The following is a 12959-nucleotide window of genomic DNA, read 5'->3' as shown; positions in this document are numbered from 1 at the left end:
ATTAACTCACTTAGTATTTTGATTTTTAATGAAAAATATGAATATTGGAGATTTTTTCATTCAACGCACATGCCTGCATACGCATGCACGTGCATGCGCGTGAATCCATGCTTGAGTTACGGCAAAATTGCACATTCATCTGTGCAAAAATGTGCAATCCAAACACCCCCTTCTAACCGCATACCAGCTAAAAATCTATGACCGCCGCCAACAACACGCCAAACACTCTATTGGCGTTGCTTCTTTTAAATTTGAATCATCAAAGCTCTTGGCCGCACTCTATTCTGAGCGACACATAATATTACCGAAAGCCTACGCTTATATTTCTCTGCAGATGCAGGTCCGGCCTCAAACGCTATGCGCCCAAAAAACGACAATTTCATTGTGATGAATGCGTAACTCTATACGATTGAGACTGATGCAGCCGAAAATCGAGAAGTTAGTGATATGAAACCTCCAAAGCCTCGCATCACAAAGCCACGCTTATGCTGGAAATGGAAAGGCAGATTATGGGAACCGTATCATCGCATCACATGGACAGACGCGGGAAAGGTCAAACAGAAAACGGTTCGGTTGGACTGGCAGGGCAACGCGCAGGAACTAGACAGACTTTACTGGGAGTGCGAGACCGGCAGACATAAACGGCAGCAAAAGCCTTCAAAATACACTTGGGGCGCGCTCATTGATGCATGGCGGTCTGACCCGCGCGTTCAGTCCAAGCTCTCTGACGGGACCAAATCGTTTTACCGTCTCCCTATGGACCACATAAACGAGAAGAACGGCGGGAAGGATGTTCGCGTGACGACGCGCGCCGCGATCCGCGCGGCACATGACAGCATGGCGGACAAACCGCGTCAGGCCGACAAGCACATCCAGACAATCCGCATGCTCTGGAACTACGCCAAGAACAAGCTCGACTGGACTTTGGGCGACAACCCCGCCGCCAACATAGACCTGTTCGGCAAGCAAAAAGAATTTGAGCCGTGGCCGGCATGGATGATTGAGAAGCTGGACAGCGCGCCGGATCGTGTGCGCGTGGCCGCTGAACTCATTCTCGGCACTGGCCAACGCCCCAGCGCGGCAATCATGATGACATGGAGCCAGTTTAACGGCGAATGGATGGACGTGACCGACGAGAAGGGCGACGAGACATACACTGTCTATTGCCCCAAGCCACTGCGCGACTTCCTCGCGGGCGTCCGCAAAGAGGGGCGGTTTGTCCTCGCCAAGAATCTAACCGAGCAAGTGACGTATAACGGGGTCGCGTCGGCCTTCCAGAAATGGCGCAAGACACTTGGGCCGGAAGCGAAGAAATACACCCTGCACGGCTTGCGGAAACTCGCCATCGTGAGGCTCGCAGAAGCCGGTTGCACGGACGCGCAAATTCAGGCGGTGACGAACCAGAGCGCGGAAATGGTGGCCTATTACCGGAAGCGCGCCAGCCGCAAAATCCTGTCCGAAGAGGCGCACAAAAAGTGAAACCGTTTACTTCCTGCAGCAGCGCAATACCCTTTCTACTATTCTTCATCTACAAGGTCGGGACAAAATGATTAATTTGACAGCCTGTCAGTATTTTCTAGAGGTTGTACGATTGGGATCAATTCGCCTGGCCGCTGACCGTCTACACGTATCCCCATCAGCGATCAGTCGTCAGTTAGTAAAATTGGAGCGGGAACTTGACGGCCAACTGATTGAACGACACGCGAATGGGGTGAAACTGACAGAGGCTGGTGAAGCGGCTGCTAAGCACTTCGCAGATATCTTCGACCAAATCAATCTGGTCAAAGGTGAAATCTCAAGCTTGCAAGAGTTAAAAACAGGGCGCATTTCTATCGCAACAGTGGAAGGCATTTCCGACCCATTTCTCTCGGAGCAAATTGGCGCATTTCGAAAAAGGTTTCCTGCTGTGGAGTTCCAAGTTCGTATCTGTGGCAGAGAAAGAGTTTTAGAAGCTTTAGAGCAACGCCTATGTCAAATTGGCTTTGTTTACGATCACTTCTCACACCCTGCCATAGAGATGGCTGGGCAATGGAGACAGCCTTTACTGGCCCTTGCCCCTCCGTCTCACCCTCTAGCAAGCTTCCCCAAACTAGAATTGATTGATCTAGTTGATGTCGACTGTGTTCTTCCTGACGACAGCTTCGGGATTCATCATTTGGTAAAACGAACATTTCAAAAAATAGGCGCCGAGCCGAAGCCAATCATTGTCGCCAATCAACTGCACTTTTTAATACGTCACGCGATACGCCATAATGCGATCGTATATGCGCCGCTACAAGCCGCAATACCCGAAGTTGAGGCTGGCGAACTAACTCCACTCAACCTCCATTGCCCTGAATTCGAGCACCGATCTATCTATGCAATTGCACGAAGAGATCAAATCCCGCCACCGGCCTGCAGAGCATTCACCGCATCATTGGTGCCCAATTTTCCAAAATATGAAAAACAGGACACCACCATGTTGCAAAGTTTGAGAATGAATCAAACGTAAAGTTCAATAGTAATATCCGCCTCAACCGGCGCATTCAAACCCAGCTCATGCTGCGTCAGCGCGGCCCTAGCGTGCTTGCCGTTCTCGTCGCCCCAAAGAGCAACAAACAGATCCGATGCACCGTTGAGTACCAAGTGAGGCTCCGTAAACCCTGGCGCACAAGATACATAACCAATCATTTTGACAATGCGCTTCACGCGATCGAGGTCGCCCAAAACTGCCTTCATCATCGCAAGGTGATTAATTGCCATGAGTCTAGCCGACGCATATCCCTCTTCGATACTCAGATCTGAACCAACTTTGCCGACATAGGGCAATACATCGTTGTCATTTTCATCCGGCTTCGTGCCCAATGTACCCGAAGTGTAGAGCATATTGCCTACGACGACACCGGGTAGATAGTTACCAATGGGCTTGGGGCGACGGGGCAAAACAATCCCCATTTCATTCAATCTTGCTTCAACCTGATGAGCCATGTTGATTCCTTCTTCTATGCTACAGCGGTTGATTGCAAATTAGGCATTATTGACCTCCATGGGAGTGCCAAAGAGTCACGGGAGCGTTGTCAAAAGAGCAACGCCCCTGTCTGCGCGACATTTTTAGGCTATATTTTTTCTATATTTTTCAAATAATTAAAAAATATGCCAAAATTTTCCGCATATCAGAGCCGCAAAAAAGCACAAACATATCTATAGCGCGAAGGACTAATCTCCATATGGTCAATACGAATTTGACCTCACCAGGAGCTTAGATGTGCACGCACAAGAAGTCACAAAATCATCACTGGCCAGCATTGCCCAAGGCTTGCGTACAGGAGAAATCCGATCTGCTGACATCTTAGGTCACTCGATTGCGTGCCATGCAAAAAGCGAGTCTCGGCTTGGCGCCTACAGAACATGGTGCGGAGATCGTGCGCAAAGACAAGCGATCGCGATCGATCAATTGATCGCAACGAATATTGACCTCGGCCCGCTCATGGGCATTCCGGTCTCCGTTAAAGATCTTTATGGCGTTCCTGGCTTACCCACCTTCGCAGGTACAGACGCGGAACTTTCGTCGGATTGGGAACAAGCGGGACCCCTGATCAACGCCCTACAATCACAACTGGGAGTAGTCGTCGGGAAAACCCATACTGTTGAATTTGCGTTTGGAGGATTAGGGACCAATCCGCATTCAGGCACTCCAGTTAACCCGTGGTCCCAAATAGATGCCCCCCGTGCTCCTGGTGGTTCTAGTGCCGGTGCAGGTGTTTCTCTTGCACAAGGCACAGCACTGCTCGCCCTTGGCACAGACACTGCTGGTTCAGTCCGCATACCTGCCGCGTATACAGGACAATGTGCACTAAAAATAACACATGGGCGCTGGCCTCTCGACGGTATAGTCCCTCTTTCTCCATCGCTCGACACTCCTGGCCTATTGGCACGCAGCATAGCCGACTTAGCTTTTGCTTTCGCCTCGCTTGATCCTCACGCCAAAGCCATCACAACCGCATGTGACTTGAGTACTCTGCGTATCGGCATCATCGAGAACACCGTTTGGGAAGATATAGAACCGTCGATTGACGACAACACCCGAAAGGCTCTGATCTCCATAGAAAAGGCAGGTTCAAAGCTACACCCCGTCACACTTCCCTGCACTGAGAATGTGCTCGAGATTTTTCGTGCAGGAGGCCTCGCCGCACCAGAATTGCGCGCCTTCATGGACAGCAATTTCCCCGAACGTATTGCACGGCTTGACCCCACAGTCATGGCTCGCGTCCAAGCTGCCGATGGCATTACTGCGGCGGACTACCTACAGCGTGCAGCCAATCTGAAACACTTCGGCCAACTCGCTTCCGTTGCATTCAATGAAGTAGATGTACTGGTATCGCCAACCATTCCAATCACTGCGCCATTACTAAGTGATCTCTCCAATCCTGACACTTATCGCCGCGCCAATATGCTTGCGCTCCGCAACACGGCGCTAGTTAATCTCTTTGGCTGGTGTGCTGTAACCTTGCCCACAGGACTTGATTCAGAAGGCATTCCCACCGGCTTGCAGCTAATTGCGCCCCCAATGCAAGAAGAGCGGCTACTCGCCGTAGCGCAGTCTTTCGAACGAACGATTGGCACAAGCTTAGAAGCTTTAGGCCCAGCGCCACTCTCTTAACCTCACCACCACAAAACAAACCAACAAGGAGACAACATGAATATCTTTAGCAAAGCAATCGTCCTGGCCGTGGGCACAGTTATCGGCAGCATGGCTCATGCAGCAGACTACACATTTACGTTCGCTCACGTTCTAACAGAAGATACACCCAATGCACGTGCTGCAGTCGTGTTTAAAGAAGAAGTAGAGAAAAACTCTGACGGCCGGATTGAAATCAACATTCGCCCAGCAGCCCAGCTCGGCGGCGACGTTGAGATCATCGAACAAACACAAATGGGTCTCGTCCACATCGCAATTCCTCCCACCGGCAACCTCGCCAACTTCAACGAGCAGATGTACCTCTTTGATTTGCCATTCCTCCTCAAAGATGACGCCGCAATGAAGCGCGTTCTAGACGGCGAAGTCGGTCAGGAGCTGCTCGGCACACTGGAAGCGAACAATCTCCACGGCATCGCAATGTGGGGCGCAGGCTTCCGCCATATGACAAACAACATCCGTCCGATCAATGGCCCTGCTGATCTTGAAGGCATCAAGATGCGCACCTTGCAGGCACCAACGATTTTGGCGACATATCGTGCCTACGGCGCAAACCCAACCGCCATGGCGTATGTTGAGGTGTATAACGGCCTGCAGCAGGGCGTTATTGAAGGCCAAGAAAACCCACTAGCCAATATTGCGTCGATGAAATTCTACGAAGTGCAGAAATACATGACGCTGACCAATCATGCTTACCACACCTATGCGGCAATCATGAACAAACAAGCTTGGGAAAGCCTTCCGGAAGATCTTCAGGCCGTGGTTCAGGACGCTATGATTGTGGGCCGTGATGCCGCACGCGCCTTCACCGAAGAGGACGAAAGCAAAATCCTCGCCAATATTGAAGGTCAAATTGAAATTCAGGAGCTATCTCCTGAAGGTCGTGCTGCATTCGTTGAAGCATCGAAGCCTATTTACGATGACTTCCGCGAAAAAGTAACGCCTGCCCTCATGGACAAGGCAATTGCACTCGCGAACGGCGAATAAAATGAAACGAGGGTTGTGGACATGATCACTTGGTTAAATCGAGTTGTAGACCTGATCGAGAACACTTTGGTAACGGGATTGATTCTGACCGCGACCCTCGTCGCCATTGCACAGGTCATCGCGCGCTACGTTTTCAACAATTCCATATATTGGTCGGAGGAAATCATTCTCTATGCATTCATCACGATGAGCTTCCTCACAATGGGTATGGGCGTTCGCTATGCCTCCCATATCAGTGTTGAAGCAGTATATGCTTTTGTGCCTGTGCGCGCGGTCCGACCGCTTCAGATCGGGGCGACCTGCCTCGGTTTGATTTTCGCAGCCGTCTTGGTTTGGTACGGGGCGAAACTTGTAATAAACACCTCGCGTATGGGCCAGCTTTCTCCGGCCCTACGCATCCCAGTTGGCTATATCTACGCAGTCATTCCGGTTTCCGGAGCCTTTATGGCATTGCGGTACCTCTTGGTTTTACAAGAACTCATTCGCGGGCGAACCTACACACCGCCTCATGTTGATATCAAAACAAGTTAAGGACCCAAAATGGTTGGCGCACTTATTCCTGTCTTCTTCGGCCTTCTCATTTTTGGCCTCCCAATCTTCGCCGCACTTGCCCTATCTGTGGCCGCTGCTTTTTACTTTTGGGGCGGATTAGACCCTGTTCTTGTGCCGATGCGCATGTTTTCGGGCATGAACAACTTTTCGCTAATGTCGATTCCGTTCTTCATTCTTGCGGCGGAATTGATGCGAATTGGCGGTCTGTCCGACCGACTGATCAATCTTGCACGCGCGCTTGTGGGCTGGCTGCCTGGAGGGTTAGCTGCCGCAACTGTCGTGGCCTGCCTGATGTTCGGATCCATCTCCGGCTCAAGCCCTGCCACTGTGATCGCCATCGGCTCTATTCTATTTCCAGCTATGGTAAAGGCGGGATATGATAAGTACTTTTCGATTGGCCTTATCACGACAGCTGGCACCCTTGGTCCGATCGTTCCTCCTTCTATCGCTCTTATCATCTACGGTTCTGTGACAGGCACCTCTGTAGGCAAACTCTTTGCAGCAGGGCTTTTACCCGCCCTTCTCATTGGTGGCATCTTGATCGCCTATGCGAGTTGGTATTCTTCTCGCAAGGGCTATCCACGAGATGCGATACCAACAATTTCAAGCATCATCGCTGCTTTCAAACAAGCCGCTTGGGGTCTTGGCCTACCTGTCATTCTATTAGGTGGGATATATTCCGGCATTTTCACTCCAACGGAGTCTGCCGCAGCCGCATGCCTTTATGGCTGGCTTGTAGGCGCGGTCATCTATCGCAGCATTTCACCTCGTGAAACACTGATCGTTCTGCGCAATGCAGGATTGATTTCTGGGCCTCTTCTGCTGATTACCGCCGGCGCATCTGCTTTTTCCTGGCTGCTCGCAAGCTCAGGCACCCCAGCACAATTAGCGGGCTTTGTACTAAACGGCACAGATAGCCCTATACTCATCACCGCCCTATTCAACCTTCTATTGCTTGTTGCAGGCTGCTTTCTTGATAGCGCTTCAGCTATTATCATTCTTGGCCCACTCATGATGCCTATCGCAGAACAAATCGGCGTGGATCCAGTACACTTTGGCATAATAATGCTGGTCAACCTATCTATTGGCATGCTGACGCCACCTGTTGGCCTCAACCTCTTTGTGGCAATGGGGGTGGCTAATATGAAGTTAGGGGAAGTCTTCCGCGCCACCCTGCCAACTATTGTACTGATGATAATAGCCCTGCTGATCCTAACATATGTACCTGTATTCAGTATGCTGCTCCCCAATATGATTTTTTAATCCAAGGGACAAACAAATGACTGGAAAAAATATCTTTGAGGAATCATCCCTTCGGTTCCTCAAAGGCCCCAAGTTCGTTTTGATGACTTCATTCATCGAACCCTAACGAAAGCACACGTTAGAGTTCATGATCTCTGCTAGACATCAAGCTCTCTACGAGAAATTCGACGGTTGAACGTGACCGGCAGGAAAGGCGACGAGACATACACCGTCTATTGCCCCAAACCGTTGCGCGACTTCCTCGCGAGCGTCCGCAAACAGGAGCGGTTTGTCCTCGCCAAGAAACTGACCGAACCAGTGACTTATGAGGAGATCACGCCGCCCTTCCAGAAATGGCCCAAGACACTTGGGCCGAAAACGAAGAAATACGCCCTGCACAGACGCGCAAATTCAGGCGGTGACGAACAAGAGCGCGGAAATGGTGGCCTATTACCGAAAGCGCGCTAGCCACAAAATCCTGTCCGAAGAGGCGCACAAAAAGTGAACCCATTTTCCGACTGTGTGACCAGACTGTGTGACCAAGCGATAAAATGGCTTCTGACACCAAGCCAACCAACCATGAAAACATTCATCAACTCTTTGAAATCACTGGTACCCGCGGCCGGACTCGAACCGGCACGGCCTGTTACGGCCTAAGGATTTTAAGTCCTCTGTGTCTACCATTCCACCACGCGGGCACGCGGTGCGCAGACAATAGCCATCAAAGTGGCGGTGTAAAGTCGAGTTTGACTTGACCTTGTCTAAATGCCCGCCACATTGGGCGCATGTTTCCGATACGCGACCATAATCCCTCCCGCCGACCTGCCTTGGTCACCTATGTGCTGATCGCGCTCAACATCGCGGTCTTTATGGCCATGCTGCCCAGCTATGGCGATGACCGCGCGCTTTTGCAGATTTATTCCGACTATGCGCTGCTGCCCGCGCGCATCAGCTATGGCGAGGGGTATTACACGTTTTTCACTTCCATGTTCATGCATGGCGGGCTGTTGCATATCGCGGGGAACATGCTGTTTCTCTGGATTTTCGGGGACAATCTCGAAGACGAGATGGGGCATCTGCGCTATCTCGGGTTCTATCTTTTCTGCGGTCTGGCCGCCGGATTCGCACAGTATATCGCCGCGCCCTTCTCGCAGATTCCCATGGTCGGGGCCTCCGGTGCGATTGCGGGGGTGATGGGCGGCTATCTGTTGCTCTTTCCCAAGGCACGCGTGGACGTGCTTTTCATTTTCATCATCTTTTTCAAAGTCTTCCCGATGCCCGCATGGATCATGCTGGGGGTCTGGTTCGGCTTGCAGCTTTTCGCGGAAATGGGATCTGCGGCAGATGCGGGCGGGGTGGCCCATCTGGCGCATATCGGCGGGTTTATCGCCGGTGTGATCGCGGCCTATCCGGTGTGGAAGAAACTGGGTGGCACGGCCTATTGGGCGCGCACCCACGGCCATCCGACCCACGCGCAGGCCCAATACCGCTTTGCCCGAAGCTCTGTTCCGGTGGTGCGCAGACGCCGCCGCTAAGGGGGGGGCGTTACAAGGCCTTGGTCATGGCGCAATCAGAGAACAAGCCATAAAAAATGCCCGCCGCATCAGCGACAGGCATCTTTATTCATATCGCTCCATCGCCTCACTTGGGCATTGCGCCAGCGCCACCTCATAGGGCGGGATCAGCGCCTCAAGCGGCGCGGATGACAGATGCGAAACGGTCGAACAGGGCTTCGTTGCCACAGATCACTTCGCCGCTTTCCACAGGATTGTCCTCGGGGTTCAGCCCTTGGACCAGCCCACCGGCCTCTTTCACCAGAAGCACACCGGCCGCCATGTCCCAAGAGTTGAGGCGGCGTTCCCAGAACCCGTCGTAGCGGCCCGTGGCCACATAGGCGAGATCAAGCGATGCCGCGCCCCAGCGACGCACACCGGCGGTGGCGGGCAAAAGCCGCGCCAGATCGCGTAGGGTGTCGGGCAGATCGCCGCGACCGCCAAAGGGCAGACCCGTGGCAAAAATGCCTTCGATCATCTTGGTGCGGCCCGAAACACGGATACGCATGTCATTCATCCACGCGCCTGCGCCCTTCTCGGCCCAGAACAATTCGCCCTTGGCCGGATCAAAGACTACGGCGGAGACGATTTCGTTGCGATGTTCCAGCGCGATGGACACCGCCCAATGCGGCAGACCGTGCAGGAAGTTGGTGGTGCCATCCAGCGGATCGACGATCCAGCGGCGCGTCGGATCCTTGCCCTCGACGGGTTTGCTTTCCTCGCCAACCCAGCCGTAGTTGGGGCGCGCCTCCATCAGAGCCTCGCGGATGATCTCTTCGGCGCGGATGTCGGCTTTGGAGACAAAGTCCCCTGCGCCTTTCGTCGACACCTGAAGGTTCTCGACCTCGCGGAAGTCTTTCACCAGCGAGCGGCCTGCGGCGCGCGCGGCTTTGATCATGACGTTAAGATTGGCACTGCCTTGCATGGGAGGCTCCGGGGCGTAAAATGTGTAAGATGTTCAGACCGCGCGTATACGCCGACAAGCCCGTCCTGCCAAGGGTGCGCGGCAAGAAAACCTCCCTGCCCCGCATTTTCCGCCTGTCTCTCAGCCGCGCTGGAGCTTTACCGCCTCGGATTTCGCGATCTTCAGCACATGCGTCATGTAGGGTTTGTCGAGATCGGCGTCCCGCACGGCGGCATACATGGTCCGCGTGACGCCTTTCGCGGTCAGCGGGCGCACGGCGTAATCCGGCAGGTTGCGGATGTCGCGCATCACCCAGTCGGGCAGAACCGCCACCCCGCGACCGGCGGCCACGAGCATCAGGATCACATCCGTCAGTTCGACCTTGCGTTGTTGCGCGGGCTCGATCCCTGCGGGGATCAGGAGGTCTTTGAACACATCCAGCCGCGTGCGTTCCATCGGATAGGTGATCAGGGTCTGGTCCCGAAAATCCTCCGCCTCGACATAGGCCTTTTGCGTCAGCGGGGATTTGGAGGACATGGCGCACATGGGCGCGTAGTTGAACAGCGGCACAAAGGTGACGCCGTTGATCTTGTCGGGGTCAGACGAGATCACGAAATCCACCTCCTCGCGTTCGAGCGCCGGAAGCGCACCAAAGGCCAGACGCTGGCGAATGTCGATATCCACATCGGGCCATGCTTCGCGGAACTGGTGCAGCACCGGAAAGAGCCAGTCGAAACAGGCGTGACATTCCATGGCGATATGCAGCCGCCCCGATGTCCCCGCCTCGATGCCGCGAAACTCGTCTTCGAGCGTCTCGACCTTGGGCAGGACATCTTCGGCCAACGCCAGAAGCCGCATCCCTGCGGGCGAGAGTTTCAGCGGTTTCGAGCGGCGCACGAAAAGCTCCACCCCCGCTTGCGCCTCAAGCCCTTTGACCTGATGGCTGAGTGCGGATTGGGTGATGTTGAGACGGTCGGCGGCGCGGGCCAGCCCGCCCTCTTCATAGATGGCCTTGATCGTGCGCAAATGGCGGAATTCGAGATGCATAGTGAATGGCTCTCATGTTTATCTTGAGAATTATGAATTTGTCTCACATGCCAAGCCGTGACACAAGACCGCTCCAGACAGTGAGGACGACACCATGACCAAAGCGCCCAATATCTCTTTCGAATTCTTCCCGCCGAAGAATATCGCAGCCTGTTTCAGCCTGTTCGAGACGGTTCAGGCGCTTCAGGACATGCAGCCGGGGTTTGTCTCCGTCACCTATGGCGCGGGCGGCACCACGCGGGAGCTGACCCATGACGCGGTGGCCTTGCTGACGCGCAAATATGGCTGGAACGTCGCGGCACACCTGACCTGCGTGAATGCGACGAAAGAAGAAACACTTGCTATTGCAAACAGTTACAAAGAAGTCGGTGTGAACGAAATCGTCGCGCTACGGGGGGACCCGCCCAAGGACGCGGGCAAGTTCACCCCCGCAGAAGGCGGGTTTGCCAATTCCGTCGAACTGATCGCGGCGCTCAAAGAGACCGGTGATTTCAAAATCCGCGTTGGCGCCTATCCCGACCCGCATCCCGATGCAGAGGACGAGACCTCCGACATCACATGGCTGAAACAGAAATTCGAGGCGGGCGCTGATTCTGCCATCACGCAGTTTTTCTTCGAGCCGGAAAATTTCTTCCGCTTCCGTGACCGCTGCGCACGCGCCGGTATCAAGGGCGAGATCATCCCCGGCATCCTGCCGATCACAAGCTGGAAAGGCATCCAGCGATTCGCCTCGGCCTGTGGCACGCCGATCCCGATCAGCTATGAAGCGGCCTTTGAGCATTCCCAAGACCACCACAAGCTCTCGGTCGATCTGTGCACCAAACTGTGCGAGAAACTGATCAAGGAAGGGGTCGAAAACCTGCATTTCTACACGCTGAACCGCCCGACCCTGACCCGTGCGGTCTGTGCCAATCTCGGCGTGGCCTAAGCTTTCAACGCGGGGTGCAGGACCTCTGACGGGTCCCGCCCGACCACGCGCCGCTCGCGCAGCCAGAAGAACTTGCCCCAGCCGCGATTGAGCCCGATGGACGGGCCGTGCGGATCGGCAAGATAGCGCATCCGCCAGCCCTTCGGCAGGTCCAGCCCCGCCTGCTCTGCCTTGTCGAGCATCCAGACCAGCGCAGCGTTGGACAGGCGGCGCTCGGGATTGTAGCCCGACAACTGCCCGCCCACATCGCCATGCGTGCCCGGAAACCACATCTGTTGCAGCACCTGATCCGGCGCGTCGGGGTTGGTTTCGAACATGACAGGCGCATAGGCGCGGCGGCGTTCGTGATAGGCGAGTGCGTGGTAGACGTGTTTTATGCAAGGCGCAGGGCGCAACGTGTGGAATTCGTGAAATACCGAAGAATAGCGCCAGAGCAGCGGCATATGCAGCCCGACCGCCGCCACCGTATCCCAAACGCCCAGAAACTCGATGGCCACCTTGTCATGACAATGGGCCTTGGAAAACGCCTGCGCGGCGGTGCTGTGCGGGGCCATCTGGTAATGACGAAAGGCCACGCGGGTGTTGCGCTCGGTGGCAGCCTCAGGGCGCAACAGACCGATCATATCGATCAGCCCCGACAGAGAGCGCACCGCATAGGCGCCACGCGAATAGCCGAAAAGAAAAATCCTGTCGCCCGCACGATAGCGCGAGGCCAGCGCCCCGTAGACGCGCTGGATCTGTTGGTTGATGCCGCGCCCCTCGATCACATCCATCGTATCGCGCCAGTTGGCCCACTGGATACCGGCCTCGTAGCGCACCAGCATATTGGCCCCTTGCGCGCGTTCAGAACAGAGCTTGTAGGTCAGCCCCGTATTGGTCTCGAACCCCGACTGCAAAGAGGACAGCGTCCCGTCCATCAGGATCACATGGGTGAGCGGCCCCCGCGAATGATGCCCGCCGGAGGTCCGCACCCGCTTGCGGAATTTGAACAGCGGGCCAAGGCGGCTGAAGAATGACGTTTTCTGATCCATTCCACAGATTTAGCACAGAAAATCGCAAAATCCCCTCCCC

13 protein-coding genes and 1 tRNA gene are annotated in these 12959 nt (G+C 54.5%); 9 read left to right on the top strand and 5 right to left on the bottom strand.

Annotation, left to right across the window (positions count from 1 at the left end; all coding sequences use genetic code 11):
* Nucleotides 1–798: 798 nt before the first annotated feature.
* Together KO492_RS05490 and KO492_RS05485 are read left to right on the top strand one after the other, a co-directional pair.
* Nucleotides 799–1479 carry a tyrosine-type recombinase/integrase gene (locus KO492_RS05490; protein ID WP_216044023.1) on the top strand — a complete coding sequence of 227 codons (681 nt, stop codon included), beginning with the start codon at nt 799–801 and terminating at the stop codon, nt 1477–1479.
* A 67-nt stretch (nt 1480–1546) separates the two neighbouring features.
* Nucleotides 1547–2491, top strand: a complete 945-nt coding sequence (locus KO492_RS05485) for a LysR family transcriptional regulator (protein ID WP_216044022.1) — start codon at nt 1547–1549, stop codon at nt 2489–2491.
* Here KO492_RS05485 and KO492_RS05480 read toward each other — a convergent pair.
* The gene (locus tag KO492_RS05480; protein WP_216044021.1) at nt 2482–2967 is read right to left on the bottom strand and encodes a RidA family protein; all 486 of its coding nucleotides are present in this window, start codon (nt 2965–2967) and stop codon (nt 2482–2484) included. The genes KO492_RS05485 and KO492_RS05480 overlap by 10 nt on opposite strands.
* Nucleotides 2968–3244: 277 nt before the next feature.
* Here KO492_RS05480 and KO492_RS05475 point away from each other — a divergent pair, with 277 nt between their 5' ends.
* From KO492_RS05475 to KO492_RS05455, 5 genes are all read left to right on the top strand, one after another.
* Nucleotides 3245–4639 carry an amidase gene (locus tag KO492_RS05475; protein ID WP_216044020.1) on the top strand — a complete coding sequence of 465 codons (1395 nt, stop codon included), beginning with the start codon at nt 3245–3247 and terminating at the stop codon, nt 4637–4639.
* Nucleotides 4640–4675: 36 nt separating this feature from the next.
* Nucleotides 4676–5662, top strand: a complete 987-nt coding sequence (locus KO492_RS05470; protein ID WP_216044019.1) for a TRAP transporter substrate-binding protein — start codon at nt 4676–4678, stop codon at nt 5660–5662.
* 21 nt (nt 5663–5683) lie between these two features.
* The gene (locus tag KO492_RS05465) at nt 5684–6193 is read left to right on the top strand and encodes a TRAP transporter small permease (RefSeq protein WP_216044018.1); all 510 of its coding nucleotides are present in this window, start codon (nt 5684–5686) and stop codon (nt 6191–6193) included.
* A 9-nt stretch (nt 6194–6202) separates the two neighbouring features.
* Nucleotides 6203–7477, top strand: coding sequence for a TRAP transporter large permease (locus tag KO492_RS05460; RefSeq protein WP_216044017.1), 1275 nt, complete (start codon nt 6203–6205; stop codon nt 7475–7477).
* A gap of 177 nt (nt 7478–7654) precedes the next feature.
* Nucleotides 7655–7924 (top strand): hypothetical protein, encoded by a 270-nt coding sequence (locus KO492_RS05455; protein WP_216044016.1) that lies wholly within the window; start codon nt 7655–7657, stop codon nt 7922–7924.
* Between the two features lie 142 nt (nt 7925–8066).
* Here KO492_RS05455 and KO492_RS05450 read toward each other — a convergent pair.
* Nucleotides 8067–8154: transfer RNA gene (locus tag KO492_RS05450), tRNA-Leu, on the bottom strand.
* Between the two features lie 87 nt (nt 8155–8241).
* Here KO492_RS05450 and KO492_RS05445 point away from each other — a divergent pair.
* Entirely contained in the window at nt 8242–8991 is a 750-nt protein-coding gene (locus tag KO492_RS05445; RefSeq protein WP_216044015.1) for a rhomboid family intramembrane serine protease, read from the top strand.
* Nucleotides 8992–9145: 154 nt separating this feature from the next.
* Here KO492_RS05445 and KO492_RS05440 read toward each other — a convergent pair whose 3' ends face one another.
* Together KO492_RS05440 and KO492_RS05435 are read right to left on the bottom strand one after the other, a co-directional pair.
* Nucleotides 9146–9934: an inositol monophosphatase family protein gene (locus KO492_RS05440; protein ID WP_216044014.1), complete on the bottom strand. Its 789-nt coding sequence runs from the start codon at nt 9932–9934 to the stop codon at nt 9146–9148.
* Nucleotides 9935–10054: 120 nt separating this feature from the next.
* A complete protein-coding gene (locus KO492_RS05435) occupies nt 10055–10960 on the bottom strand; it encodes a LysR family transcriptional regulator (protein WP_216044013.1) in 906 nt (301 codons plus the stop codon).
* 94 nt (nt 10961–11054) lie between these two features.
* Here KO492_RS05435 and metF point away from each other — a divergent pair, with 94 nt between their 5' ends.
* A complete protein-coding gene (gene metF / locus KO492_RS05430) occupies nt 11055–11888 on the top strand; it encodes a methylenetetrahydrofolate reductase [NAD(P)H] (RefSeq protein ID WP_216044012.1) in 834 nt (277 codons plus the stop codon).
* On the opposite strand, the gene KO492_RS05425 is transcribed toward metF, so the two are convergent.
* A complete protein-coding gene (locus KO492_RS05425; RefSeq protein WP_216044011.1) occupies nt 11885–12919 on the bottom strand; it encodes a DUF2235 domain-containing protein in 1035 nt (344 codons plus the stop codon). The genes metF and KO492_RS05425 overlap by 4 nt on opposite strands.
* Between the last annotated feature and the right edge of the window lie 40 nt (nt 12920–12959).

This window comes from Celeribacter halophilus, assembly GCF_018860305.1.
In the GTDB taxonomy this organism is placed as follows: domain Bacteria; phylum Pseudomonadota; class Alphaproteobacteria; order Rhodobacterales; family Rhodobacteraceae; genus Celeribacter; species Celeribacter halophilus_A.
Note: the sequence above shows the minus strand (reverse complement) of the source record. Positions and strands in the feature narration are given on the sequence as shown.

Coding starts and splice junctions, on each gene's coding strand:
- KO492_RS05485 (WP_216044022.1), top strand. CDS start 1,547: ATGATTAATTTGACAGCCTGTCAGTATTTTCTAGAGGTTGTACGATTG.
- KO492_RS05480 (WP_216044021.1), bottom strand. CDS start 2,967: ATGGCTCATCAGGTTGAAGCAAGATTGAATGAAATGGGGATTGTTTTG.
- KO492_RS05470 (WP_216044019.1), top strand. CDS start 4,676: ATGAATATCTTTAGCAAAGCAATCGTCCTGGCCGTGGGCACAGTTATC.
- KO492_RS05465 (WP_216044018.1), top strand. CDS start 5,684: ATGATCACTTGGTTAAATCGAGTTGTAGACCTGATCGAGAACACTTTG.
- KO492_RS05460 (WP_216044017.1), top strand. CDS start 6,203: ATGGTTGGCGCACTTATTCCTGTCTTCTTCGGCCTTCTCATTTTTGGC.
- KO492_RS05445 (WP_216044015.1), top strand. CDS start 8,242: ATGTTTCCGATACGCGACCATAATCCCTCCCGCCGACCTGCCTTGGTC.
- KO492_RS05440 (WP_216044014.1), bottom strand. CDS start 9,934: ATGCAAGGCAGTGCCAATCTTAACGTCATGATCAAAGCCGCGCGCGCC.
- KO492_RS05435 (WP_216044013.1), bottom strand. CDS start 10,960: ATGCATCTCGAATTCCGCCATTTGCGCACGATCAAGGCCATCTATGAA.
- metF (WP_216044012.1), top strand. CDS start 11,055: ATGACCAAAGCGCCCAATATCTCTTTCGAATTCTTCCCGCCGAAGAAT.
- KO492_RS05425 (WP_216044011.1), bottom strand. CDS start 12,919: ATGGATCAGAAAACGTCATTCTTCAGCCGCCTTGGCCCGCTGTTCAAA.